The organism is Paenibacillus sp. JJ-100 (assembly GCF_948329825.1).
Classification (GTDB): Bacteria; Bacillota; Bacilli; order Paenibacillales; family Paenibacillaceae; genus Paenibacillus.
Genome location: NZ_CAOJCM010000002.1, coordinates 1,088,059 through 1,112,517 on the forward strand (window position 1 = coordinate 1,088,059; position 24,459 = coordinate 1,112,517).

Sequence of the window (24,459 nt, forward strand, 5' to 3'; positions counted from 1 at the left end):
GCAAAAAGGACTAACTGTTTGGGCTAGTCCTTTTTGTTTGCCCTATTTCTGAGTGGACTTAAATGGGCTAACAATTGTGTTGAGTTGGTTTCAACGATTGGGCAAGTTTCATATTCGTGCGTACGCTCACTCAGATGCTGTTCTCCACTCCTCAAAGAACTGATTCCTGCAAACCCGGACGTTCACACCTAGTCAAGCTTAAAACGGATCACATTCCGTCATATGAGAGCAAAAGAAAAACACCCGTTAAGGTGCTGTGGTATTAAATCCAATCTGCCTCTTTGGTTCTTCTGGTTCTTTTCTCTGCATTGCAGTAAGCAAGAAACTAATTTGGGTAACATGCTGTACTAGATGCACAGGGTCACCATTCTCTAAAATTCCGCTGAACATTATTAAGCTAGGATTTTCATAACTTACATCTGTGATGTGGAATGTAAGAGCTTGACCATAAGAAACTAACCTTACCCCTACTTCTTTTGAATCATCCAAACTCTGATCAAATTTATTGATCATACTAACGATTTTTTTGTAGAACTCACTCGCTGTATTTTCTGCTGGCGTGTTAACAGGTTTAATTACTTTGAAATCTGGTAAATCAAAGTTTGGCATTTTAAACTCCATTTTATCCCTCCACAATATTAAATCTTCCCTGCCTCTTTAAATTCAATATAATCTCTTCCAGCTTTAGTCAACTTAGCTCCATTGGCAAATACAATTAAAATCTTGTTAACCGATCCGCCCCTCGAAAACGAAATATTCTCAACTAGTTTATCATCATGTATCTGTTCAATCCATTCATAGAACGATTCCTTATCAGCGCCAATATCTTCTTTCTTGGGTTCCTTACCTGACTGAATAATCTTTAGGATTTCGTAAACAATATCGCGATCTGACATTCAACATCCCCCTCTTTGTAGTGTTTAGGGATATTTTACCTCTTCGGGACAAACAGGTCGAGTAAATTATTAACCTGTCCACACTTTAATTCCCCATCCGATTAATCCCCCAATTATTGCCGATAATACCATTCTGCCTACTTCAAGAATTCCCTTGCGTATTTTTCTTTTTATGTCCTGTTTTATAATAGCTAGCTTTATTTCGATTTTAGATTTTAAATCGCTCTGCAACTCGTTGATGAGACCTGAATAATCTCTATCGCCAATATTGTATAAATTGATCCTTTTGAGATAGCTGATGTGTTTATTATATTGGTCATCAATAAATTCGATTAGACTTTCGTGGAAGTAATCAACTTCTCTAAGCTTTATTTCAGAGCGTGATATATCTTCTATGAGTTGGAGTAATTCGGTTCTTAGCGAGTCGTTTAAAACTCTTAATGATGATTCAACAAGTGCAGAACTTTTTGGTATCCTCTGTGCAGTTGACTCAATATCTCTGTGAACAGGTTCTTTAATTCGGGCTGCTATGGCCTCTAGTGCTCTTATTAAAATCTCCTTTATCATGTTCCTATTCACTCCTCCCTTTGTATGGAGCAATATTCGATAATTAGGAAGGTTTTCCCTCTTTAATACATGTGATAGGTCTACTACAGAACTGTTTCACTCCATCCCATCTACCCCATACACAATTTTTACATTTTTCCGGTTGCTTATTGGGTCGCTCCCGTTTCCTTTTACGTCTTCTGCTGCTAATCACTTCAATTCCTCCAATAAAAAAAGCCGATCCCTAAGGAACGACTTAAATGTGATATGTATGATATTGGTGTTACGTCCTAAAAGCATGCGCCCGAAACGGTCGCCGCAAAAACGCTGCGCTCTTTGCTTTAAAAGCATACATACTTTGTAACTACAGAGGAAGAACAAGACCATTTTACTGAAGCTACCAAAATCGGGTCAAGGAACAGAAAACGGGTGAGTCCCGATGATCTGGAACAAACCCGTCGTTTTCTTTAATTTACTCACTATTTCATTACATACTTGGATATCCAGGAATTCGGAGTACATCAAATCTGAAACCAACATGACGATCTGAAGCACTGTGAGTTTGCAAGCTATCAGAGAAAAGACCTTTCTTCCAAACTTCAAAGTGTCTTGTCATGTAACGATTGTATGCATTAATCACTGTCTTGTGATTGTCTTTCGAAATGCTCTCACTGTAGGATGCTGTTGTAGTCCAACTTTGAGACACATTATAACCAACAGTTGCAGATACAACTGATGCGCTGATACCAATGCTAGTATTAAAAGAGTTACCAACCGTTACAGATTGAGACAGTGTTAGTGTACCGCCAGAGCTTCCGGTCTCTTCTACAGAAGCAACTACATAGTTAGGGTCAACAGTTGCATATTCAGCGCTTGGATTTTTAGCATACAAGTCACCGATTGCAGCAGGTGCTACTTCATGATCCCAGTTATCGTTTTTCACTTCATCTAAATAAGTAACATCAATAACTTTTACTAGATCATTTTCGATTGGATCTTGTCCCGTTGCCAGCAAATATGCAGACGAGTTAACTGGGACATACTCTGTGACGATAGCTCGTTTAACCTCTATCTTTCCATCAGGAGTCTTAACTTCAATACCCTTAATTCCTTCTGATGTTTTAATCAGAAATTCATCAGATTCGACCAAATTTGTTCTTTGATCATCAGGCGTAATCTCTACCTCTGATGCCTTAGCTTGTTGGAAACCAACGATTGTTAGGAAGAGCACCAGACTCAACCCTACTGACAAAATCTTTCTTGCCTTCGACAATACATCCACCTCCGCAATAATATTGATCTCAACGATCAATTACAATTGTTCCATAATTATCCTAATTAAACAATGGTTTTCATATAAATTTTACATAAAATTTACATATAACCCTTCTTATATCCATTATATGTTCACAATTTGCATTAAGTAACCCTTTTTATTAAATCAAACAGAAATGGCGAGAAGAGGAACGCCCCAGTCATATGCCGCATGTGCGGCTGTGCGTTTCATTCTCGCCCGATTTCCACAATACAAATATATCACGTCTAAAGTCCAATGAACGGCAACAAAGCGGCAAGATTCCGGCAAAAAACCGGAACCCCTTTTTATACAACTGAACTCGCCACATTACGATAAACTGTCAAATGCAGGATCGTGGCCAACGTGTCTAATGCCGCTTGTTTAATTTCTCGTAACCGTCTGTCACTCATATGCATTTCGCCTGCAATAATGTAATCAAACTCCCCTTCGTGGTCCAGGTAGCTGCGTTGGATCACATCTTGCTGAATGCTGGAAAGTCTACTCATTGCGAAGGTGAGTCTTTCATCCATACTGATGAGCTGTGCTTCTCTATCCACGTTGTACACAGCAATTGTCTCTGTTTGCTTGCTGATTGCATTGGTGGACTGATGTTCTCTATATACATAAGCCTGCGTGACTGCCGCTTCGCGTCTTTGAAAACCAATCTGGCGGTACTGACGAACAGTTTCAAGATATTCCTCCACAGCGTGGCGGGTAGCTTTTTCATCGATAGGCAGTATGTTGAATGTCAGTTGTAAGTTGTTTTTTCGGCGTTTCCCCATTTTGATCCCCTCACCGTGTTATAATTTGGGTGAGGTTTATTTGATGTGTCCCCCGCCTGGCCGCCAAGCTTGCGGGGGATATTTATTTATTCTGGAATCACTTCACTACAAAATTCATTCCATTCAGCTGCGCAATCCTCTGCGCTCCAGCCGTTTACTAATTCCTGCGGATAACCGTATTCCAACAATAGTGCTCTATGGTCTCTTTCCAAACCTACCACTCACCCCCACGTTTGTGATACTTGCTGTTACCATTACGCTGCTGCGGAGCAGTAACGGACTTCTGTAGCTTGTCAGGCCGTTTAGGTGGATGCTCAGCTCCGATTGCCTTCAGGTGACTTGCTATCTGCTCCGGTGTCCATGTTGTCTTTTCAACTTTGCGATAATCTACCATCAGCAGATCCTCCCTGTTTGAATTCCTTCCTGTAGATCAGTAAGCAAGTTATATACAGCTGCATCATGTGTTTCTTCAATTCCTTGATCTTGAATCCACTTCATGATTCCTGCCTGAGTTACGACCTTTGGCCGTTTTCCCTTCTTGGTTAATGCCAGGGTGCGAACCCCACCGGAAGAATGTGTAAGATACCCTTTGCGAATAAGTGAATTAATGTGTGAATGAACCGTAGAAGCAGATGAAAGCATGATTCCTTCAGCAATTTCACGGATCGTGGGACTGTACCCGTTGTCCTCAATGAACATCCGAACATAATCATAAATATCTTGTTGCCTGCGGCTGAGAGGCTTGTCCATTATTGAATTCTTTGTCATCGCGGTTCCTCCCAATTCCATAAGCTGAGCTGACCTTTCGCTGGTACCGGCTCATGCAGCTGAACCACCTCGTCAAGCTGCCAGGCATAGCGACCATCACTGTAATCCCCGAAATGGTACTCATCGGGCATATAGCCGCCCCAACAAATCGACCTACCGGAATCTAAACTTAAACGCTCAACCAATCCGTAAGCTCCATATGGACGATTTATGGACCAGACATCATTAAGGACCGCTTTTGCAATCACTGCCCCTGTTGGCAGCTCGCTCCAATCGTTAATGCTATGTTTCAGCAATGCCTCACGTATTTGAGGGATCAGGCAAGCTTCCTTATCCACCTTCTGTCCTGCGTGAATAGCAAGCGGGCCGCGGTGCTTAGTCGCCCAACTCCGGGTCTCCAATGTCTTGATGCGCAATGCAACAAGTGTCGCCCATGGTTGAATGATGGTGACTGCCTTCATATCTATCTCCTTTCAAAGACTAATTGCCTATAAGGCGAAATCATGTAAAAATATATGAATTAAACATAGAGTTAGGTGGTAGTTATATGACAGAATCAATAAGTATTGAATTAGCTAGAAGAGATTCAATGTGGAATCGTTTAGTAAGCGAGAACGACCCTAACAATGTAGAACCAGGAATACTTCGTCGGCTACGCTTCTTCTCAGGACAAGCTGGCATATATCGAGATGCCACAACCACTCAGAGTTACACAGATGATAAAGCTGGAATAGCAGTTTCAATATTACATACAGGTAGGCACTATCCGGATGAAATTTCAGAAAACGAAATAATTTATCATTATCCAGAAACTAAAAGAATAGGCTCAACTGATATTAATGAAATACAATCTGTTAAGAATGTTGCTATCTTTAACCTACCAATATTTGTGATTTCCGAAGTAGGTAACATGAGAAAAGTTCAGACGGGCAAAGTTGTTTCATGGGATGATTTAGCAAAAACTTTCCTTGTTGAATTGAACCCTCTAGACTTTTCAACCAGGCCAAATGAGACAGATTACTTGGATGATATCCCTTTTAAACCAACTGTTCCTCGTGCACCTTCCAGGACCGTTACAGTGAGTAACAGAACTGGTCAGCCAAGATTCAAATTTAATGTAGTTAAACGTTATGGTCCCTGCTGTGCGATATGTGCAATGCAAGCACTACCACTGCTCCAAGCTGCTCACATTATCCCAAAAAAATCAAATGGTTCTGACGATCCACGTAACGGACTTGTCTTGTGTGGAAATCATCATTTGGCATACGATTCAGGACTGTTTTCTTTTGACCCTGATACATTAAAGATTCATGTCTCGACTAAAACCACCATGCAGAGCATACAAATCACTCGTCAAGATTTGAGCCATCTTCAGAAGCTACCTCATGAAAAAGCTCTCAAATGGCACTGGAAGCAGTGGCAAGCTGCACAGAAGGAGCTTCAATAATATGAAAATAAAGACAGTATGGAGATGGACAAAGATTACTTGGGGACTAACGTATATAGGTTTTGTTGTAATATTTGTAATAGTGTTAGGATTCTTCATGGCTGGAATGCTCCAAAACAAACAAGTATTAATTGACACTGCCACGATGAGCACAATTACTTTATTACTCGCAATAGCGTCTCTACCTAATTTGTTAGTTCAATTACTCTCACTCCTTGAAATCAATCAAAAGAAGACTTTTACTGCTACTAAAAAGTGTCCCAACTGTAGACATACTATTGACTTAAAAATCACTGAAGATTAAAAGTTTAGTAGTACGTATGTTCTTTTTCATAGATTTAACTCTTCACCCCGGCCAACTTCTGGCCGGGGGTGTTGCTATTGAAGGATTAGACTGCTACGCCATCCTGCATCATTTTAGTGACGCGCTTTTTGTATACACCGTATTTGGAACTGATCTGACCACTCGGGACATTGATCTCCTTAGATATCTCCATCCACGTCTTGCCCTCGTTCCGTTGTTGCAGTAGTGCTGGGAAATCAGCAGGTGCATCAGCGAGTTTGATATCTTCAAAAATGGGTCGCTGAGCAAGGATGAACTTTTCAAGTTGCTCCTTATCGATCTCAGTAGTCACAATCTCTTTATCGTCTGTAAGTGGATTCTCAGCTGCTGGCGGTTGCTGGTCACCTTCAGAAGTAAAGTCCATTTCCTTTGGTCCCGATTGATCCCCTCCGCCTTCTTTCATCCAGTCGGGCATTTCATTGTCATCGTTATCACCATAAGGATCGTCCTGATCAGTAACGTGGTCTTCAGCAGGTTTTTGACCAGGCGTTTCTGATCCCTCTCCTTCCATTTGTTCTTGAGTAGTGCTTTCAGTTTGCTCGGCACTGTCTCCGTCAGCCTCCTGCTGATCAGGAGAGCTTCCTTCACCGTTGAACAACTCCGCCTGGTTCTCGTCCTTCTCTTCACCTTGGCCTTCAATCCGTGTAACCACACCGGACGCATCAGTTGTTACGCGGCGCCCGCCGTTCCAAGTACGGTACATAGCGTCCCGTTCATCCTCTTCGAACTCAAATGCAGCTTGCGGATCTCCAAGAAATACATTGATTTTCTCTCCTTGGTTAGTGGACAAGAACATGAAATTATCCTGAACAACCTTCAACGGCAAAGTAAGTTTAATCTCCACATCAGACTCGCCGACTTTGAATCCTTTTCCCATAGTTGCGCTGAATTTTGCAAAGTTTTTAATCATTCCAGTCATCTCCTCAAATTTTATAATTGTGATAAGTCCTTGATTTTCACTTCGATTCGTGGCCGGAAACTGTATCTTTTTTGAGCAAATACCTCGACCACTTGGCTATCGTCCTTCCACATCACGCCTTTTAGCGCATCCTTAACGCCCTTCAAGTAATTGTCCACGTCCGGCTTGCTAATTGGTCTGATCTCCCCTGCCTCAGCCAGTGTTGCCTTCTTCTTGCTGAAGGACTTGGGAATCGACCTGTACACCGTCAACATCATTCCAAGCGGTCCTTCCAGCAACGCATTTGGTGCATGTTCAGCAGCTGCTAATCGGACATAATCCTTGTAGTCCTTCGACTTCTCTGGATCGTACATTCGGACGAAACCACCCTGTGTCGATGCCCTGGGCCGTCCCTGCGCTACCGGTTCCCCGTAAACCGTAAAATTGATAATCATGTACGCCGTACCCCCCCTGCTCGTTGCTTGCGCCTTTGGCGCGCCGGCAACATGTCACGCCGAATGACAAACACCTCGGCCAGCTTGCGACCATCATCGCCACGGACAACGTAACTTAAATGTGTCTGATGGTGCGAATCAATCAGCTTTCGCATTTTGCACCTCCAGTTCCGACAATTGCATCAAACTCAGCGATCCCTTCGTGGAGCTCAGTTTGATCAATTCCCGTGAATTCTGCCTGCAGTTCATTCCAATCAGGAACCTGTCCCGTCCGGAGAAAGCGATGTTTCATGTATTCGTAGACACTCCAGCGCGTCTGTTGAGTTTCATTCGTGCTCATCGCCGGATCGTCCGCGTCTTACCAGATACTCGATGGATGATGACCATCATGCTCGGCACATCCCGTTCCACAAGCCAGTTTTCCATGTTTAATCCGTTTTCTTTGATCTCCATCTTCTGGCGCTTTGTCGGCCGTTTCCCCTGTTTCATGTCAATTCCTCCTTATGCATATTTGCGTTGTTCAATATCTTTAGGCAGCTCTGGCGGCGTTGGTCCGTAGTTATGAGTTCTCTCGTAGTTCACGAACTTGTTGAACTGCTTCATGAATACCAGTTCCACTGTGCCGACTGGGCCATTACGCTGCTTCCCTATGATTATCTCGATGATGTTCTTCTTCTCGGAATCCTGGTTGTAGTAGTCGTCCCGGTACAGGAAGGCTACGATGTCGGCATCTTGCTCAATGGAACCAGATTCCCTCAAATCGCTCATCATTGGACGCTTGTCCTGCCGTTGTTCGACTGCCCGACTGAGCTGGGATAACGCAATTACTGGCACATCCAATTCACGGGCCAACTGCTTCAATGTCCGGGATATCTCAGATACTTCCTGCTGCCGATTCTCCGCTCCCTTTCCACTTCGCCCAGCAATCAGCTGCAGGTAATCAATAACGATCATCCCCAAGCCTTCCTGCTTTTTCAGGCGGCGACACTTCGCGCGGATCTCGTGAACAGTAATACCTGGTGAATCGTCGATTCGGATATTCGTAGCTCCCAGGATTCCAACTGCTTGAGCAAATTTAGTCCAGTCCTCCGAAGCAAAATCACCCATCCGCATGTTACTGGCATCAATATTTCCTTCAGCGCATACCATCCGCTGTACAAGTTGTGCTGCCGACATCTCCAAGCTGAATATGGCTACAGGTTCGGTGTTTCGAATGGCTACGTTCTGTGCAACATTCAGGGCAAATGCAGTCTTACCAACCGATGGGCGCGCTGCAACGATAATCAAATCGCTTTTTTGCAATCCTGCAGTGATACTGTCAAGGTCGGTAAACCCGGTCTGAATGCCTGTGACCGTTCCATTCTTAAAATTGTCTGAACGAATCTCTGCGGATTCTACAACCTCGATCAAAACATTATCGATGCGTTTGAAATCTCGTTTTGGCGCTGCTCTGTCTGCAATCTTGATTTGAGCTTGCTGGACACTGGACATCAATTGCGACATCTCTGTTCCGGCAGCCGCTTGCTGAATCAACAGCATGTTCGTTCGGATCAGTTCTCTACGGATTGCCATGTCCTGAAGCTGTTCGAAGTAATATCCTGCATTAGCAGCAGTCGGCACTCCCATCGCCAGTTTAGACAAATAACTTACCCCGCCGATGTCTTCCAGTTCGCCCTTTTCTTTCAGGCTGCTTGTCACGGTCACCAGATCGATAGGCTGTTGACCTTCCGCTAAGTCTGCAATCGATCTGTATATTAGGCTGTGTGCCTTGTTGTAAAACGCATCAACCGTAAGTGACTCAGCGTGTTCCAGTGCTTCATCTGGCTTGAGTAACAACGCGCCCAAGGCTGCCTGTTCAAATTCCATGCTGTAGGGCAGGTTATTTTCTATGTCGAAGCCGTTCAATCAAACCATCCTTCCATCCCGGCGGTGGCAGTGTTGCCTTCGCCCGATTTGCTTCTCGTTGATCCAAGTAAGCTCTGGTTTCTGCCAGCTCGCGTTGACGAGCTTCCTGATCACCCAAGTTTCCGCGTATCTCTGCAATGTTCGGTGGCCATTTTCCCGTCCGCACATGTTCCTGCAGGTTTTGCTGAGCTGCTTCAAACGATAAATCATGCAGATATTTCATGTGGCGATCCACATTTTCCTCACTCACATCGAAATTGGGATAGTTCTCCTTGATCTCGATTAGCAAGTCAAAAATTTCAGCTCTATCCACGCTTACGTTCCTCCTCCGCTCTCCGTCTTAAATCCGCAAGTTCTTGTTGCTGACGGCTTAATCTGCGCGGCTGAGTAGCCGCTGAGGCTTGTCCGTTCGGTAGCAATGCAGGTTTAAATGGCTGCTCTTGTCCCGATGCTTGATGAATTTTCCAAGCTTCCTCGATCCCTTCGACGTAATATAAAAAGCTCTTTGGAAGCTTGAATGCTTCTCCCTCACGTTGACGTTTTGCCTGAAGCAGGCTTGCCATAGTTCGGATGGTAAAAGGGTTAGGCGTACCTCCGGCGACCATCTTACCCATGGCTAAACGTTCTTTTTGAGAAACATTAATATCGATTTTGTTGTGCATCTTGCAATAGGCATTCAGTATTCCAATCATTCCATCTCTCCCGTCATCAGGAGGATTAGGATTCAAGATGTCATCCCATGAATCTGATGACTCGCTAGTAGTAATAGCAGTAGTAGTAATAAGATCTTTAATATCTTTTAGATCGGACAGTTTTGTCTGATCACTACCCAGATTTGATGTGTGATCGGACATTTCTGTCTGATCACTAGGCGACTGATCGGACAATATTGTCTGATCACCGTGATTGTGATCGGACATATTTGTCTTATCACTGGTGTCATGATCGGACACTTTTGTCCGTTCACTTTCGACTGATCGGACACTTTTGTCTGATCTCTTCTTTGAATTTCGGACCTTCAAAATCAATCCTCTTGGTGCCCTGGTCAATTCAATGTACTTGTTGGTTTCCAGGTCATTTAACCAGCGACTAACTGTCTTGTCGTTAACTCCAAAATACTCGGCTATCTCAGACAGCTTCATTGGCTTACCGCCGAGGACAACGCCCCAGACAGTCCCTTCCTCCTCAATCTCCTTCGTGGTTGAACTGATGCACCAGAGGAATAGCCATATCGCGTTGCCTATTTTCTTGTAGTGGTCTGGCTCCAAGATGCCGGAATAGATCGGAAACGGGTAACTGCCTTCGGGCATGCTGCTCATCCCCTTGTTAGTGCTTTGAACTACTTACGGCGTAAACGGCGACATCTAACTTGCTTTCTTTACCTGTTACTTCTTCAATTACCGTCCCGATTCCACGTCCGAAATGAGTAACCAAGTCGTTAATGGCTTGTGGCATTTGATTCGGTTCGGTGATAATTGCTGCCTGTGCTCCGAGCGAAAAAGCAACATCTCGTAAATGGGATTGAATAGCCTCTGGCCCTTCAACAGCGGCTTCTTCGAACATTTTCTGGAGTTGGTTGAATGTAGCTTTCCTGCTAGTCTGTGCAGTATTGTTCACCTTGGTTGCCCCTTTCCTAGTCCATTTCTGACTTGTTCTTGTACCTTCGCCCAAGCATCCTCATAAGCGGCGCTGGGATCGTCTCTGTCATCTAACTCCAGAACGATGTTCGCTTCTACCTTCAAACTTTGAAAATTTCCGAGGTTCTTAGTGAAAGAAGCACCGACTGAGATTTGTTTTACTTTCGGCATTTTTAATGCCCCTTTCGGTGTTGTAAGAATACGTGCGGATATTTAGCCCGCTTGACCTCCCAATCGGGGTATCCGCGTTCGAAATATGCAAGCGTCTCACGTTGAAATGCTGCCTTATCAGTGTCGAACAGCTGCCAGATCCGCTTACCCATCATGCTCATTAGTAGCGGTTTGCCTGTCAGATCGTCCATGCCATCACCTACCCGCTACATAGACTTGCTTGCCAGTGAGGGCTGCTATTTCCCGTTTAAACAATGCTTCGTCGCTGTTGTTGTCTGATAGATGTAAAAGGTGAATCTCTTGCACACGACGCATGTCATTAGCTCTGATGAACTCTTTGACGTTCTCGAGCGAAAAGTGAGAACGAAGTAATCTATGTTTCATGACCGCCGGCACACGGCCAGCGGCAATATTTTGATTCAGTATATTGATTGAATAATTGCACTCCACCATGATGTGAGTTAAACCCGTGAAACGATGCTTGATGTAATACGTGTCTGTAGCAAACAAAAGCTTGTCCCCCGCCGTATTAGCGAGAAGGAAGCCCAAAGGCTCCACTACATCGTGTTGGACGTCAAACGGTAGAATCGACCAGGTACCGATGTCGAAAGGCTTCAGGGCAGATATGTGATGCACACGATGACTGTTTATACGCAAAGCTTCTGCGGTACCAGCACTGGTGTATATGTCCACGCCAGCCTTGATTAAATCCTTTACGGCTGCCGAATGGTCGCCGTGTTCATGAGTTACTAAGCATCCGGCCAGTGATGAAACTTGGAAGGCAAGACCACGCTGAATGTCCCTGTAGCGAAGCCCTGCGTCCAGTAGGAGCGGGGTTTTCCCGTCCGTAATTCGGTAGGCGTTACCCGCGCTGCTGGAACCAAGGGAAGTGATTTCTATCACCACTGATCAGGGCTTTCTGCGCCCACGGCTCCTGGATCACCAAACTCCATTTCCCGTTGTTCTTCTTGTTGCTCTGGTTCAGGTGTTAGGTCGTTATCGTCGTTTGGTTGTCCAGACGGTTGTGAAATATCAATCGGCTCTGTATTGGCGTGCTCAGCGATTTCTCGTTGTACCTCAACATAGGATTCATCTGTTGCTTCGGTGTATGACAACTCAACAAGTGCATTCCCGAAGTCTTTTGGGATCTTCTTTACAACGTTATTACGCATCTTCCGGATTATCATGGATTCACGGCTCTGCGGCTCAGTCCATGCAGGGCTGATGTATTGCTGAAGCTCAGGATCATCCAACGCACCAAGTCCCAATGACTTAGCCTTTTGAAGGATTTCTGCCTTCTTCACAGCAATTTGTTTCCTTTGATCAGCTGTCGCTTTAAAACGATCTGCACACACACCGAATGTTTCATTCATCATGTTGTTGTTCATATGAGCAATAAGGTTGCGAGCCACATCGTCACGCTCAGCAATGTGAAATTCGACCGTTCCATCTTTCTTCATGATTGGGTAGACGATTTTTACAACGTCACCTTTACCTTTTGGAATCCAAGTCGGCGGCACAACATCAAAGCCTGTGTACTGCGGATATGTGAAGTCATCCCCCTCACGAACAAGCCAGAACTGCCCTACCTTTTTCACATCGCGTCCGAAGCGGGCGAGAATGGCATCATTGCCATCCCCCTCAATTCCCATTTCAATGGTTTTCTTCCAAACATCCTGACCGCCCACTTTTACTTTCGTGTTGCGTACCTGGAAGTAAACTTCTCTTGGACTCGCTGCAGCATTAAGTTTTAGCGAAGCGGTTTGTAACAGGATTTGTGTAATGTTGCTTTTATCAAGCTGATCATCGTTCCAACTAATGCCTTTTGCATCTAAAGCGCCATTGATTGATGAAATAGCGTTCAAGACACAAGATTTCGCATATTCGTCCATTTTGATGCCATTCCCAGTAAGCTGCCGCTCAATCATAGGGAAGTAGTTATCATTTACCTTAGTGAGTGTTGTTGAATAATCGCTCATTTTGTTCGCCTCCTGAATGTGTTAGTCGCAGTATGATCTATTGCAATGGGGACAACCCGTAATCAGTTCTGAACCCGCTTTTTCGACTGAAATCCCACTGGTACGAGTACCACCATTCCAAGCCGGCTTTTCGATTGGAGCGTAAATATTCTGATTACAACTCCAGCAACGTCCAGTTTGTGGGGCGAAGTGTGGAGCCTTGTTGTCCTCACAGTATTTTTTCTGTGCTTCAATACTTTTAGGGTTGTCGTACATTCAGATAACCTCCTGGAAGTCGTTATGCTCCAAGCGGAGCTTCTTGTCGCCTTCAGATACAACCAATCGAATCACTTGGGCATCCGTAGGAATGAGTTGAGTGACAGCTTCGGCATTGTCCACGAAGATCGGAGCGCTGAACCCATAGTGCTGTCCCAGCGTGTTGATAATGTCCAATCCTACGTTGATCCGAGCAGCGTTGTTCAAACCGCCCTCGTAAGGAACACCGTTGAACAATGTCTTGCACACGTCTTTCAGACCACCGTTGATCTGTTCTTCGAACAACCGGAACCTTGCATATTTGAACTTGCTGTTGATCTTTGATTCCAACATGCTGACCTTCGTCCGCGTGAATTCCTCAGTCAAGAACAACTCGTGTTCAAGCTTTTCAAACTCTGCTGCAAGCTTACGTTCTTGTTCAGTCAGTTCAGCAATCCGCTTTTCTGTAGTCGCTACACTTACCAGCTTCGCTTTGTCCGCTTCCAGATCGTCTACCTGCGAACGAAGTAATCTGATCTCCGCTTGGACCTTTCCAATGGCATCAGCAGCAGAAGAACGAATCTGCTCAATCTCAGCACGCACTTTATCCCCATCTCGTTGTATGGATTGATACTTTGTGTTGTCAGCAGGGTCAGCAATGTTGGTTTGTAAGTTCTGCAGGGTAGCTTCGGCAGCCATAACTTCCGCTGTTTTCGATGCGATTTTCTCTCGCAATGCTGCTAGTTCTTTTTCAAGTTTTTGCAGTTCTTCTTCGAGAGTACGTTTCTCTGCAGCGGCCAGCTTGCCATCAGTGCTAATCGCTTCAAGCCGTTTCGACTTGTCCAAATTGAATGCTTCAAGTGCCTTGGCCTGTGCTGACTGCAACTGATCTTCGGGAAGTGTTTGTCCGCATGTTGGGCAGTTAGCATCATGCTGATGCTCATGCACCGGATACTGAAGGCTATCAAGTGACGTCCATTCTTCCCGTAGCCTTTTAACTTGGCTATCAACACGCACAATCTGGCTTGTATAACGTTCTGCCTCGTGCTGCCCAGCTGAGAGCCGAGATTGCAATTCAGAAGCTTCACCGCGCAATTGCGATAGTCTTGTTTGTTGCTCATGAATTGCCTTCAAGCCTTCTGCCTGAATTACTTGCTTTAGTTCAGCAAGTGAAGCATTGATCTCACGCAAGCGGATCTCCTTGGCTGAAAGCTCTCCACCTGATTGAATCCGTTGAAGCTCAGCGGTTTTGGCATCCACCCTGCTGCGCATCGTATCGATGTCCTCTTGCAACAGCTCAGCGTCCAGGTCAGACACATCTGGCATGCTTCGGCGTGCTTCATCGATGCGAACTGGGATCTTCTCCAATTCCTTATTAATCTCAGATCTGCGGGCCGCAATTACCTTGCGGTGATCCTCAAGACTACGGTCGCCCAGGATGTCCGTCAGCGGTTCAAGTTGCTTATTACCTGCGATAATCTCGCTGTCCGTCATATCTCCGCACACATCCAGTAGCACTTTACGCCGTGCATCAGGTTTCAACACTTCGTTAAAATACGAAGGGCTTGTCAGAAGTTTAAAAATCTCTTCATTGATTAGCCCATTGACTTCTGCATTGTATTGGGCGAGTTTGACGGGAACACCGTCCACGTAATAATCCGTGGTATTTCCGTTTGATTCTGCAACTGCAGATCCGCGCTTCTTGGTGAACTTCTCGTAGTACACTTTTTTGAAGGAACGCCGGCGGCGGTCAACCATCAAAACAGCTTCGACTTCATGCTGCAATCCGTGTTCAGCCACACGTCCCAAATCGTTCAGGCCTTTGATTTCAAACGATGTTCTATTCTGGCTGTCCTTATGAAACAGTGCCCATAAAAAACCATCGAACAAAGTTGTTTTGCCTGTAGCGTTATCGCCGTAAGCAGAAATGTTCTTTCCGTCAGCATCCAGTACAAAATCCCGCAACCCTTTAAAATTGCGGAGGGTCAGGGATATCAATGTGATTTGTTTCATGCGCTCTGCTCCTTTGATTTGAGATGTTGGCTGATCGCTTCAGCTACTGCTGAAAGTTGATCGTCATCGGCCATTAGCTCAACAGATCCAAAAGACCCCGAAACAGAAAGGATCGCAGGCGTGTAATGCATCGCTGGTTTAACAGCAGCGTCAATGGTTTGAGCGGATAAGTCGAGAGTGATAGCAGTCGTTTTACTCATAACGTCCTCCTTGTTTGACACGCCCACCCATGGTAAGATGACCGTGTATCCATATTTAGTTTTCAATGTTCTGAGATAGCCCGCTGCAACGGGCTATTTTTCATTTAATTCCTCTTGCAATTCAGCAAGCGCCTCTTGCGCTTTTTCATGTGCCTCTTCCAACTCTTCTGCCTGATCACGGATTGTCTCCAGTTGCGTAATCACATCATTGAGCTCACCTTCAGTAAATTCTGATAGTCTCCGAAGAATGTAAGGTGTGTTATTAATGGCATCGTTTGTGTCATCTGCAAGACTGCAGAGCAGGTTCAGAACCTTACTCACTGATTCATGAATTGCCATATACTTGGTTCCTCCCTTCATATCTAGTTGCGGTTGCCCGCGACGCCTCACGGCGTTTCGTCCACTACCGCAGCGGACTCATCAGGCGGTAATTTGTTCTATTGCTTCAATCGCTTGAAGCTTATATTCAGTAGGCAACTCCTGCAGACTGAACTTTGCATTTTCCCAACGGATAAAAATGTCCAGCCGTTCTGATCGGTAGGCATTGATACCACGAGCGGCTTCCGTTGCTGGAACCGAACTACTCGCTCTCAAAGCAAGTGTGGAAGCAACATAATTGTCGATGATCTGACGTGCCAATTGATCACTCATACCGATTCCCCCTTGCGCTTTTGCTCAGGAGAAGATAAAATGAGCAGCAGAAGAGACTTTAGACGAGTTCTCAGACCAAGTGTCCGCCCTGCCAGGCGGGCATTTTTCATTTCTGCTTCCGCAAATCGAATCATCCGATTTAGATACTCCTCTGCGCTCGTCATCTTTCCAGGCAGCATTCTTCCAGGCTCTTTCCTAATTAGCTTCAGGTTATGCTTTGAATTTCTTCCAGCCTGCAATGCTTCTTTCGCCAACTCTTCCCGTGACATTCAACCTACCTCATTTCATATATTTTTTTGCCTTCAGATCCGCTCGATGTTCTTTCCAGGTAGCGAACCAGCTGAAGGAATATTCCTTACACAACACTGCGGCAAAGTGCGTTAATGCTGTGATTGCCTCCACCGTTTCCATCAGCAGCCGTTTCAAAACTGCACGATCTGTTTCTGTGAGCTGGTCGGCTGTCTTGCTAATCGGCGCTTCCGTTGTTAAAGCCAGGACTTCCTTCATTTCCTCGACCGTTTTAAATAAGACACTTGCTCTATGTAAATCCACGTTGTCCAACCAAGGCGTGATTGCACCACCTGTTACTTCTTCCTGAGCCGCTAAGTACAACCGCGGATCATCGAACGACCTTGCCACTTGAGTAATCAACCCTTTTGGTGCAGGCCGTTCTCCAGTCTCCACTTTTGCTATGGATGACCTCTCAATAAACGCTTGATCCGCAAATTCCTTTTGTGTTAAACCTTGCTCCTTTCGGTAGTTATGAAGCAATTCACCTATTGACAATAGACTCGTCTCCCCTCGTTTAATTAGGAGGGATATGGGACAAAATGACTCACAACCTCAATTGTTATGTGACATCTCTGAGGGGTACTATTTGGTTATAAGTTGTTCCCTTAGATCCCTTCATCGTCCGCCGGCTGCCGGTACAGCTCCGGTGGATTTTCTTATTCTAATAAGCTCGGCATCGCTGTCGCGTTTCAATGACTGCAACTCTCGCTTTGAAATAAGATGTGGATTTTTACACTGCCGTTCGAGCGACAACGTGAAATCAATGGCCTGATCCATTGTCATTTTTCCAATATGGACTCGGGTAACTACACCAGCAATGAAACATGCTCGGGATGTTGGCTTGATCCAGTGGAATCTCATAAGCTTGTCCTCCGTTGGAAGCCTATTAAGCTTCCTCGTCGTTTTTAGTAACTGCATCTTGTAAACAAGCCCAAGCTGCTGTTGCTATTTCTTGATCAATACGATCAAGTTCATCTTGTTCTGTTGCGATATGATCGTTACAAATAAAGACCTTGGTTTCACCAAACTGATAAGCTGCTACGATCATGCCTGCATCCCTCCCGGGATTATTTATATGCGAACCTCGTTGTGGGACGGCCATTGTTTTTTTAAACCTCCTTACTGTTCGTCCTTCCTCCTTCTGCTAAAATGGAGTTGTCGCACCATTTTGTAGAAAGGAGGTGAAAAGATATGGATCATTACATTTATTTCAGACAACTTTCTGATGAAGATAAGTTAAATATGAAAAACGACCTTGAAAGATTTGGGTGGAAAATTGGTGGAGAAGCATCTATGGCTCATTCTCCAAATCACATTCCATCTGAAATTAAAGTGAGTTTTTACATACTTTCTTGTCCTTATAACAAGGAAATCCAGTTTCCAGAAGGCTATTTCCCTTCAAATAATGAGAAGTGCACTCTTTGTGGTTTACCAGTTTCAGTTACTTATTCGAAAACCCATTAGCCCTTACCCATTCAAAAGCTCTTCTCATTAAAGCCATGTGTAACATGTCGATCTCTTCGTCACTGAGATCAGGAAAGATGAAGAATCTACTCGTCATAATCAATTTAGGTTGTTCTGAAGCTGCCGTAGCCGCGGCGGTTTCTGGAATAACCTCAACTTGCTCCAGAGTGATTTGAAATAATGTGATTCCGCAGACTTTACAAAAGTTATCTGTCGATGCGATTTCGTTACTAGCACATCGTGGGCACTGGTCCATCAGCTTGCCCCTTTCTTATTTTCTAAGAATTTTTCTTCAAAAAAATATCCTGGAGCAACACCTAACACCGTACAAATTCTCTCATATTCATCAGTACCTATTTTTTGTCTACTTGTCATCATTCGAGAAAATTTCTTAAATTGAATGCCCGATTTATCGGCAACATAAGTGAAAGTCAAACCGCGTTGCTTAATCAATGCTCGAATTTTCTTGTTAATCCTCAACCTGTATCACCACCATTTTCTTAATTTCTAAGAACTTTATATTTACATACTAATTCTTAGAATATGAGAAGTCAAGCAAATATTCTTATATTTCAAGAATAAAATCTTTGTTACTAGGAATTCCGGTATAATTTGTAGGTTAGGAGGTGTTCTTATGTCTTCAATAGGAGAACGCTTGCGAGAAGCGAGAGAGAAAAAAAACTTGCGTCAAACGCAAGTTAAGGAAAAAACAGGGATAAATAATAAAACTCTTAGTGGGTACGAAAACGGAGTAAGTCAACCTGATATGGATACGTTAAAAATTTTAGCTCAACTGTATGAGGTATCAATTGACTGGTTATATGGAAACACAGAAACCACTAATAAAATTTCTACTAATACTAAGAATTTTCTAAAAGCTATTGAACTATCTGACGAGCAAGCTCACAAGTTTATTAAAGATAATTTTGTTCACCATGGTAAAGAACTTTCTGATGAAACAATAAGAGAGATCATTTCTTATGCACGTTATAAAGCAAATCAAGAATAGACTTTGGGATCTCCCATCCTAGTTCCTTGAAAACAATAAATATTTCCTCTTTTAATTTGTCTTCATTCATACTATCACTTCCGCCCCCATTTATAGGTTACACAAGAACAAGTGTACCCATAAAATTCTAGCATTTGTTATGTAGGAGGTAAATGGCTGACAGGAAGAATTTAGGTAGATAATAAGACTGAGATTTGGCGGTAAAATGACTTATTTGTGATGTTATTTCTTTTCCTCCCTCACCTCGTGTTTCTGAAAATTACGAGGTGAGACAATACAATTGCTTTCAAAATACAATAATAAGGAGATCTATTATGAGCATTTTTGATGTATTCAGATTAAAAAAAATAAAAGAGGAACTCCGAATTACTCAAGAAGAAAACAACTCTTTAAAAGATTTGCTTCGTCCTGAGCACGTTCAGTTGATAGAAATTCAGAAAGAAATCAGAGAATTGTCCCAAGAAAAAGAAAGTTTACATACTACGATTATGGATTATGAAGAACACTTATCATTAATTCAAAGAATTTATGAAGAAAAGAAAAACTCTCTACTTGCTATGGATGATCAAATACTCCTAGAATCATTTTCACTATACGAACCTAGATATGACTTCCAGAATAGCGCTCTCTACAAAGAAAAATTGGAGTTAATAAGAAACGAACAGAAAGAAATGATAAAGAATGGAACTGCATGCGTAGGTAGTACAGATTGGTCAGTAAATAATAGTAAAGCTCAGGGCAAAAAAATGGTTAATGATATGGTTAAAATTGTATTACGCTCTTTCAATAATGAGTGTGATTCCTGTATCAGCAATGTAAAATTCAACAATATACAAATCTGCGAAAAACGTATTAATAGTTCGTTTGATAATTTAAATAAACTGGGAAAAATAATGCAAGTTTGTATTTCTGAATACTATCTCAAATTGAAGTTCTTAGAGCTTTATCTCGCCCATGAATATAAAGAGAAAAAACAACAAGAGAAAGAAGAACAGAAGCAAATCCGCGAACAAATGCGAGAAGAAGCCAAACTCCAAAAAGAGATAGAAGATTTAAGGAAAAACATTGAGAAAGAGAGAAAACATTACTCAAACGCGCTTCAAAAAGTTGAAAAACAACTAGAAAATTGCTCCGATGAAGCCGAAGCTGCCCTTTTAAGAGCTAAGATCTCTGAATTATCAGAGAGTCTTACTGAAATTGAAAAACAAACTGCTGATATAGATTATCGCGAAGCAAACCAACGCGCCGGATATGTTTATGTAATTTCAAATATTGGTTCCTTCGGAGAGAATGTTTACAAGATTGGCATGACTCGCCGTCTTGATCCGTACGATAGAGTTCACGAGTTAGGAGACGCTTCAGTTCCGTTTAATTTCGACGTGCATGCAATGATATTTTCAAACGATGCCCCGAAATTAGAAGCAACTTTGCATAGAGCCTTTGATGATCGCAAACTTAATCTAGTCAATTCAAGAAGAGAGTTTTTCCGTGTTACTCTAAAAGAGATTGAAGATGTTGTATTAAAAAATCATGATAATACTGCCGAATTTATAAGAAACGCAGATGCAGAACAATACAGAGAAAGTCTTGCTATGCGAAAAGTGAAACAGCCAGTCAATAATGATGCTAATCCCTTTTCATCTGGATATTTAGAAGTTGCAGTTTCATCAGAATAACCCCAAGGGAGGTAGTCTATTTGAAAAATAGCGGAGCTCACATCTGGGCTAATCAATGGTTAGATGATAATTCATAATAATATCAAGCCCTTCGGGGCTTTTCTTTTTTGTGGATTGATATTGTCGTGAAACCAACAAACATACAGTAAACTATGTAGGAACAAGTCTTACAGGAGGTACAAATGAAAGCTGCCATTTATCTAAGAAAATCCCGTGCAGATGAAGAAGCAGAACGCCGTGGAGAAGGTGAAACCTTAGCCAAGCATAGAAAAGCTCTCCTGAAGCACGCGCGTTATGTTAATGCGAATATCATAGAGATTTACGAGGAGATTGTGAGTGGGGAAAGCCTGGTTCACCGCCCTCAAATGCTTAAACTATTGAAAGATGTGGAAGCCAGACTGTATGATGCGGTCCTAGTTATGGACATCGACCGTTTTGGACGCGGTAACATGCAAGAACAAGGCTTGATACTGGAGACTTTTCGGAATGCCGATACCAAAATCATCACCCCTCGTAAGACATACGATCTGCACGATGAATTTGACGAGGAATACAGTGAGTTCGAAGCCTTTATGGCGCGAAAGGAACTCAAGATTATTACACGCCGGATGCAAGGTGGTCGTGTGCGATCCGTGGAAGAAGGTAATTATCTTGGAACGCGCCCGCCTTATGGTTATGAGATTGAAGATTTAACGAACGGTAGAACCTTGAAGCCCCATCCGATTCAGGCTCCTATTGTTAGACAAATATTCGAATGGTACGTGCATTCTGATCCCGAACATCAGAAAGGTTCCAGCAAGATTGCCACTGCTCTGAACGCCCTGAAGATCCCTTCTGCAACAGGGAAAGATTGGATTCCTTCGACGGTACTAAATATACTCAAGAACGCCGTTTATACTGGCAAGATACAATGGAAAAAGAAGCAAACGAAAAAAAGTACAGAGCCTGGCAAACGGCGAACTGTACGCACGCGTGATACACAAGATTGGATCAGTGTGCAAGGGAAGCACAAAGCTATTATTGATGAAGTCACCTTTGCCAAAGCTCAAGAACGGATCTCGGGCAGCTACCATGCCCCCTATCAGCTCGACGAAAATGGTAAACCGAAAATAACAACGGCTTTGGCAGGTCTGGTGAAATGTGAGAACTGTGGTATGACGATGGTCTATCGCCCTTATACGAGTCAGCCCGCACACTTGCGCTGCAATACCCCATCTTGCAACACTCGGAGTAGTCAGTATAGGCTCGTTGAAGCCAAGATCATTGAGGGCTTGAAGGAATGGCTTGCCGATTATAAAGTAAAGTGGAGTAAACGGGAAAAGAAAGCACCAGACGAATCTAATGATTTCAGGAAAACGGCACTCGATGCTCTTGAGAAAGAGATGAAGGAATTAGAAACTCAGAAAGAACGGCTTTATGATTTTTTGGAGCGAGGCATATATACAGAGGATGTTTTTCTTGAACGATCGCAGAGCTTGTCTCAGCGCATTTCAGCAGCCGAACAGGCTATTGAACGAACTATACAAGAGATCAATCTGGAGCAAAGAAAACAGAAGGCTCAGCATAATGTAATCCCAATTGCTGAGTCCGTGGTCAAGTCATATTATGAAACAGACGATCCAGTCAAACGTAATAAGCTGTTAAAATCCGTATTGCATAAAGTCGTCTATAAAAAAGAAAAACCCCAGCAAGGGGCGGACTTTGAAGTATATCTACACCCACGTCTATGATGTGGGTGTTATCTCATTCCCCTCTTTGTCCGTACCGATGGGGTCATGTAAGGATACATCTTTACGTGTTTTTTTCAAGGAACGTAAGTGCATCAGGATTTCGTTTTCAATACATCTTGCGGCGAATGTCGCCAGCTTCGTGCCTTTGCCTTGCTGAAAGCTTTCTATGGCTTTAATCAAACCAATCGTTCCAATCGATATCAGGTCCTCCTGATCTTCGCCCGTGTTATCAAACTTCTTCACGATATGTGCCACAAGACGCAGATTGTGTTCTATAAGCAGATTGCGCGAGTGGGCATTGCCTTCAGCCATGAGGCGCAGGTGTTTGGCTTCGTCATCCTCAGCGAGCGGCTGGGGAAACGCATTGTTTTTGACATATGAAACGAGTAACGTTAATTCTTTGATGAACAGAGCTATTGCGGTAAACAATCCGGGCACAGATGACACCTCCTGCAGTTTTACAACGATCTGGCCTGAGCACCTAAGGGAACAGGGTCGATCTATTGTATGTGGGCAGGGGCCCAGATGTGCACGTACCATTAATTCGGCATCAAATAAACCAAACTTTTAAACCAAACTTTCAAAACACATTCAGTGAGAGAATCTTACGTCAGAAAATCTCGAAAATCTCCCTCTTTATACACTCACATTAACGATCGAACCTACTCGTTCCAACAGCAAAAACTCTTTCTCTACACTTTCAATAAAATACGTTTTCTCACCTAACACAATCACATCATGCTGCACCAGCGGAACCTCGCTTTTAAAATAGATGACGTTATCCATTCCACGAAATGCCCCTTTATAATAAAACATCGTAATCGTTTCCCTCTCTTTCACGAAAATGCTTATGTACATCCAGATTTACATCTACATTTACATCTACATTTCATTGTATACTATACTATTTACCCTCCCTGAATCCGGATCATCATTAAAATACAAAAAACCTCAGACTCTGTAATCGCCAGGCCTGAGGCTGATGAATCTATTTGAAAATGCGTTGAGAGAACTGGTAGAGACCGCTATTCCAAACGGATGGCTCATGTCCGCCTACATCTTGATACCAGATGTGCGGTACATTCATGCTGCTGAGGCCATTTTTAAAGTTCTGGCTAACATACAGCAAATTATCACTTCCTCCGCAGGAGATCCAGAGTAACTTCAGTTTGCTTGCTGCCTGTGCAGGATTTGTAATCAACTGGTTCACAGGCTTCGTATTTGGAGCTGCCGAGAAGGCTCCTACCCAAGCAAAGGTATCCAGATTCTTCAAACCAAAGTTAAGGGATTGTCCACCACCCATGGACAGACCAGCCAGTGCTCGGTTATTTTTATCCTTATACACCGGATAGTTCGCCTCAATATGAGGGATGAGGTCCTTCAGCAGATCTTGTTCGAATCGTTCAAACGCGGCTAGCTTGTCTGGTGCAAAAATATCCCCTACCGGACGATCATCCTTCATTGCGCGTCCATTCGGCATAACCACAATCATCTGAGACAACTTGCCTTCGGAATACAGGTTATCCAGTATGTTTTTCGGTTTCATTGCATTTGCCCACTCATACTCGTCCCCACCAATTCCATGCAGGAGATACAGAACGTTATACTTTTTGTTCGGTGAGTAGCCTGGCGGCGTATACACCATTGCTTTACGTGCATTGCCAACGGTAGTAGAATTATACGTAATTAGACTCATATTGCCATGCGGGATATTGTTCCGATAACCATCATAACCTGGAGGAGCAGGCACAACTTGGCTGTTAGCAAGAGCATTTTGTCCTTCCTGAACAGCAGTACTCTCTGTCCCCAGATCTACGACAGCTTGTATGGGAGCTGGGGCAGGAGCTGCACCTTCATTCAAGTCGGCAGCCGACACCATCGTTGGTACAAGAAGCGCAGCAGTAATGGAAAGGCTCACAATACGGGACATCCGTTTTTTCATCAATATCATTCTCCTTTAACTTTGAATTATAAAACGTGCACGATCTTGCAGTGTAGCTCTTCAACTTTAACTCAAGATTGAAAGCCCTTACATAATAAAATGAAGTTCCTCCCTTCCATGCATAT

Annotated in this window: 39 protein-coding genes and 1 pseudogene; 6 read left to right on the forward strand and 34 right to left on the reverse strand. The window is 43.6% G+C overall.

Annotated features, from left to right (window positions below; genetic code table 11):
• Nucleotides 1-246: 246 nt before the first annotated feature.
• The 9 genes from PQG66_RS11590 to PQG66_RS11630 form a co-directional block, all read right to left on the reverse strand.
• On the reverse strand, nt 247-621 hold the full coding sequence (locus PQG66_RS11590) for a DUF6173 family protein (protein WP_272037820.1): 375 nt from the start codon (nt 619-621) through the stop codon (nt 247-249).
• A gap of 17 nt (nt 622-638) precedes the next feature.
• Nucleotides 639-896 carry a hypothetical protein gene (locus tag PQG66_RS11595; RefSeq protein WP_272037821.1) on the reverse strand — a complete coding sequence of 86 codons (258 nt, stop codon included), beginning with the start codon at nt 894-896 and terminating at the stop codon, nt 639-641.
• 69 nt (nt 897-965) lie between these two features.
• On the reverse strand, nt 966-1,463 hold the full coding sequence (locus PQG66_RS11600; protein ID WP_272037822.1) for a hypothetical protein: 498 nt from the start codon (nt 1,461-1,463) through the stop codon (nt 966-968).
• Nucleotides 1,464-1,929: 466 nt separating this feature from the next.
• The gene (locus tag PQG66_RS11605; RefSeq protein ID WP_272037823.1) at nt 1,930-2,754 is read right to left on the reverse strand and encodes a hypothetical protein; all 825 of its coding nucleotides are present in this window, start codon (nt 2,752-2,754) and stop codon (nt 1,930-1,932) included.
• A 290-nt stretch (nt 2,755-3,044) separates the two neighbouring features.
• Nucleotides 3,045-3,521, reverse strand: coding sequence for an ArpU family phage packaging/lysis transcriptional regulator (locus PQG66_RS11610; protein ID WP_272037824.1), 477 nt, complete (start codon nt 3,519-3,521; stop codon nt 3,045-3,047).
• An 86-nt stretch (nt 3,522-3,607) separates the two neighbouring features.
• Nucleotides 3,608-3,733 carry a hypothetical protein gene (locus PQG66_RS11615; protein WP_272037825.1) on the reverse strand — a complete coding sequence of 42 codons (126 nt, stop codon included), beginning with the start codon at nt 3,731-3,733 and terminating at the stop codon, nt 3,608-3,610.
• Between the two features lie 2 nt (nt 3,734-3,735).
• Nucleotides 3,736-3,915 (reverse strand): hypothetical protein, encoded by a 180-nt coding sequence (locus PQG66_RS11620; RefSeq protein ID WP_272037826.1) that lies wholly within the window; start codon nt 3,913-3,915, stop codon nt 3,736-3,738.
• On the reverse strand, nt 3,915-4,289 hold the full coding sequence (locus tag PQG66_RS11625; protein ID WP_272037827.1) for a hypothetical protein: 375 nt from the start codon (nt 4,287-4,289) through the stop codon (nt 3,915-3,917). Before PQG66_RS11625 ends, PQG66_RS11620 begins: the two co-directional genes overlap by 1 nt.
• Entirely contained in the window at nt 4,286-4,750 is a 465-nt protein-coding gene (locus PQG66_RS11630) for an ASCH domain-containing protein (protein WP_272037828.1), read from the reverse strand. The genes PQG66_RS11625 and PQG66_RS11630 overlap by 4 nt, the downstream gene beginning before the upstream one ends.
• An 86-nt stretch (nt 4,751-4,836) precedes the next feature.
• Between PQG66_RS11630 and PQG66_RS11635 the strand changes: the two genes are divergently transcribed.
• Both PQG66_RS11635 and PQG66_RS11640 read left to right on the forward strand, forming a co-directional pair.
• Nucleotides 4,837-5,736, forward strand: coding sequence for an HNH endonuclease (locus PQG66_RS11635; protein ID WP_272037829.1), 900 nt, complete (start codon nt 4,837-4,839; stop codon nt 5,734-5,736).
• A 1-nt stretch (nt 5,737) separates the two neighbouring features.
• Complete coding sequence (locus PQG66_RS11640) at nt 5,738-6,040, forward strand: hypothetical protein (protein WP_272037830.1); 303 nt, start codon at nt 5,738-5,740, stop codon at nt 6,038-6,040.
• A gap of 85 nt (nt 6,041-6,125) precedes the next feature.
• On the opposite strand, the gene PQG66_RS11645 is transcribed toward PQG66_RS11640, so the two are convergent.
• The 21 genes from PQG66_RS11645 to PQG66_RS11745 form a co-directional block, all read right to left on the reverse strand.
• Entirely contained in the window at nt 6,126-6,989 is an 864-nt protein-coding gene (locus PQG66_RS11645) for a hypothetical protein (protein ID WP_272037831.1), read from the reverse strand.
• 20 nt (nt 6,990-7,009) lie between these two features.
• Nucleotides 7,010-7,429, reverse strand: coding sequence for a RusA family crossover junction endodeoxyribonuclease (locus tag PQG66_RS11650; RefSeq protein WP_272038147.1), 420 nt, complete (start codon nt 7,427-7,429; stop codon nt 7,010-7,012).
• Complete coding sequence (locus PQG66_RS11655) at nt 7,429-7,587, reverse strand: hypothetical protein (RefSeq protein ID WP_272037832.1); 159 nt, start codon at nt 7,585-7,587, stop codon at nt 7,429-7,431. The genes PQG66_RS11650 and PQG66_RS11655 overlap by 1 nt, the downstream gene beginning before the upstream one ends.
• Nucleotides 7,575-7,772, reverse strand: coding sequence for a hypothetical protein (locus PQG66_RS11660; RefSeq protein ID WP_272037833.1), 198 nt, complete (start codon nt 7,770-7,772; stop codon nt 7,575-7,577). Before PQG66_RS11660 ends, PQG66_RS11655 begins: the two co-directional genes overlap by 13 nt.
• On the reverse strand, nt 7,769-7,921 hold the full coding sequence (locus PQG66_RS11665; protein WP_272037834.1) for a DUF6906 family protein: 153 nt from the start codon (nt 7,919-7,921) through the stop codon (nt 7,769-7,771). Before PQG66_RS11665 ends, PQG66_RS11660 begins: the two co-directional genes overlap by 4 nt.
• Nucleotides 7,922-7,933: 12 nt before the next feature.
• A complete protein-coding gene (gene dnaB, locus PQG66_RS11670; RefSeq protein ID WP_272037835.1) occupies nt 7,934-9,298 on the reverse strand; it encodes a replicative DNA helicase in 1,365 nt (454 codons plus the stop codon).
• A 13-nt stretch (nt 9,299-9,311) separates the two neighbouring features.
• Entirely contained in the window at nt 9,312-9,650 is a 339-nt protein-coding gene (locus tag PQG66_RS11675) for a replicative helicase loader/inhibitor (RefSeq protein WP_272037836.1), read from the reverse strand.
• Nucleotides 9,643-10,647: a hypothetical protein gene (locus PQG66_RS11680; protein ID WP_442955077.1), complete on the reverse strand. Its 1,005-nt coding sequence runs from the start codon at nt 10,645-10,647 to the stop codon at nt 9,643-9,645. The genes PQG66_RS11675 and PQG66_RS11680 overlap by 8 nt, the downstream gene beginning before the upstream one ends.
• Before the next feature lie 16 nt (nt 10,648-10,663).
• A complete protein-coding gene (locus tag PQG66_RS11685) occupies nt 10,664-11,008 on the reverse strand; it encodes a hypothetical protein (RefSeq protein ID WP_272037838.1) in 345 nt (114 codons plus the stop codon).
• A gap of 139 nt (nt 11,009-11,147) precedes the next feature.
• Nucleotides 11,148-11,336 (reverse strand): hypothetical protein, encoded by a 189-nt coding sequence (locus PQG66_RS11690; protein ID WP_272037839.1) that lies wholly within the window; start codon nt 11,334-11,336, stop codon nt 11,148-11,150.
• Nucleotides 11,337-11,340: 4 nt separating this feature from the next.
• The gene (locus PQG66_RS11695; RefSeq protein WP_272038148.1) at nt 11,341-12,048 is read right to left on the reverse strand and encodes an MBL fold metallo-hydrolase; all 708 of its coding nucleotides are present in this window, start codon (nt 12,046-12,048) and stop codon (nt 11,341-11,343) included.
• Nucleotides 12,045-13,124: a hypothetical protein gene (locus PQG66_RS11700; RefSeq protein ID WP_272037840.1), complete on the reverse strand. Its 1,080-nt coding sequence runs from the start codon at nt 13,122-13,124 to the stop codon at nt 12,045-12,047. The genes PQG66_RS11695 and PQG66_RS11700 overlap by 4 nt, the downstream gene beginning before the upstream one ends.
• 21 nt (nt 13,125-13,145) lie before the next feature.
• Nucleotides 13,146-13,379: a hypothetical protein gene (locus tag PQG66_RS11705; RefSeq protein ID WP_272037841.1), complete on the reverse strand. Its 234-nt coding sequence runs from the start codon at nt 13,377-13,379 to the stop codon at nt 13,146-13,148.
• Nucleotides 13,380-15,371 (reverse strand): AAA family ATPase, encoded by a 1,992-nt coding sequence (locus PQG66_RS11710; protein ID WP_272037842.1) that lies wholly within the window; start codon nt 15,369-15,371, stop codon nt 13,380-13,382.
• A complete protein-coding gene (locus PQG66_RS11715) occupies nt 15,368-15,571 on the reverse strand; it encodes a hypothetical protein (RefSeq protein ID WP_272037843.1) in 204 nt (67 codons plus the stop codon). Before PQG66_RS11715 ends, PQG66_RS11710 begins: the two co-directional genes overlap by 4 nt.
• A gap of 93 nt (nt 15,572-15,664) precedes the next feature.
• The gene (locus PQG66_RS11720) at nt 15,665-15,910 is read right to left on the reverse strand and encodes a hypothetical protein (RefSeq protein WP_272037844.1); all 246 of its coding nucleotides are present in this window, start codon (nt 15,908-15,910) and stop codon (nt 15,665-15,667) included.
• Between the two features lie 81 nt (nt 15,911-15,991).
• Nucleotides 15,992-16,222: a hypothetical protein gene (locus PQG66_RS11725; RefSeq protein ID WP_272037845.1), complete on the reverse strand. Its 231-nt coding sequence runs from the start codon at nt 16,220-16,222 to the stop codon at nt 15,992-15,994.
• Nucleotides 16,219-16,491 (reverse strand): hypothetical protein, encoded by a 273-nt coding sequence (locus tag PQG66_RS11730; protein ID WP_272037846.1) that lies wholly within the window; start codon nt 16,489-16,491, stop codon nt 16,219-16,221. Before PQG66_RS11730 ends, PQG66_RS11725 begins: the two co-directional genes overlap by 4 nt.
• Before the next feature lie 10 nt (nt 16,492-16,501).
• A complete protein-coding gene (locus PQG66_RS11735; protein ID WP_272037847.1) occupies nt 16,502-17,008 on the reverse strand; it encodes a helix-turn-helix domain-containing protein in 507 nt (168 codons plus the stop codon).
• A gap of 120 nt (nt 17,009-17,128) precedes the next feature.
• On the reverse strand, nt 17,129-17,374 hold the full coding sequence (locus PQG66_RS11740; RefSeq protein WP_272037848.1) for a hypothetical protein: 246 nt from the start codon (nt 17,372-17,374) through the stop codon (nt 17,129-17,131).
• Nucleotides 17,375-17,399: 25 nt separating this feature from the next.
• Nucleotides 17,400-17,561 carry a hypothetical protein gene (locus PQG66_RS11745; RefSeq protein WP_272037849.1) on the reverse strand — a complete coding sequence of 54 codons (162 nt, stop codon included), beginning with the start codon at nt 17,559-17,561 and terminating at the stop codon, nt 17,400-17,402.
• Nucleotides 17,562-17,704: 143 nt separating this feature from the next.
• Between PQG66_RS11745 and PQG66_RS11750 the strand changes: the two genes are divergently transcribed.
• Nucleotides 17,705-17,977, forward strand: a complete 273-nt coding sequence (locus tag PQG66_RS11750; protein WP_272037850.1) for a hypothetical protein — start codon at nt 17,705-17,707, stop codon at nt 17,975-17,977.
• A 255-nt stretch (nt 17,978-18,232) separates the two neighbouring features.
• Here the strand turns inward: PQG66_RS11750 and PQG66_RS11755 are convergent, their stop codons facing one another.
• Nucleotides 18,233-18,457, reverse strand: coding sequence for a helix-turn-helix domain-containing protein (locus PQG66_RS11755; RefSeq protein WP_272037851.1), 225 nt, complete (start codon nt 18,455-18,457; stop codon nt 18,233-18,235).
• A 154-nt stretch (nt 18,458-18,611) separates the two neighbouring features.
• On the opposite strand from PQG66_RS11755, the gene PQG66_RS11760 reads away from it, so the two are divergent.
• The 3 genes from PQG66_RS11760 (at nt 18,612) to PQG66_RS11770 (ending at nt 22,392) form a co-directional block, all read left to right on the forward strand.
• Entirely contained in the window at nt 18,612-18,986 is a 375-nt protein-coding gene (locus PQG66_RS11760) for a helix-turn-helix domain-containing protein (RefSeq protein ID WP_110896479.1), read from the forward strand.
• A gap of 314 nt (nt 18,987-19,300) precedes the next feature.
• Nucleotides 19,301-20,662 carry a DUF4041 domain-containing protein gene (locus PQG66_RS11765; protein ID WP_272037852.1) on the forward strand — a complete coding sequence of 454 codons (1,362 nt, stop codon included), beginning with the start codon at nt 19,301-19,303 and terminating at the stop codon, nt 20,660-20,662.
• A 182-nt stretch (nt 20,663-20,844) separates the two neighbouring features.
• On the forward strand, nt 20,845-22,392 hold the full coding sequence (locus PQG66_RS11770; protein ID WP_272037853.1) for a recombinase family protein: 1,548 nt from the start codon (nt 20,845-20,847) through the stop codon (nt 22,390-22,392).
• A 6-nt stretch (nt 22,393-22,398) separates the two neighbouring features.
• Here the strand turns inward: PQG66_RS11770 and sigK are convergent.
• The 3 genes and pseudogenes from sigK to PQG66_RS11785 all read right to left on the reverse strand — a co-directional run.
• Nucleotides 22,399-22,830 (reverse strand): annotated as a pseudogene (gene sigK / locus PQG66_RS11775) (RNA polymerase sporulation sigma factor SigK); the annotation flags it as partial.
• 198 nt (nt 22,831-23,028) lie between these two features.
• Nucleotides 23,029-23,250 (reverse strand): hypothetical protein, encoded by a 222-nt coding sequence (locus PQG66_RS11780; RefSeq protein ID WP_272037854.1) that lies wholly within the window; start codon nt 23,248-23,250, stop codon nt 23,029-23,031.
• Nucleotides 23,251-23,380: 130 nt separating this feature from the next.
• Complete coding sequence (locus tag PQG66_RS11785; protein WP_272037855.1) at nt 23,381-24,334, reverse strand: alpha/beta hydrolase; 954 nt, start codon at nt 24,332-24,334, stop codon at nt 23,381-23,383.
• Nucleotides 24,335-24,459 lie beyond the last annotated feature (125 nt).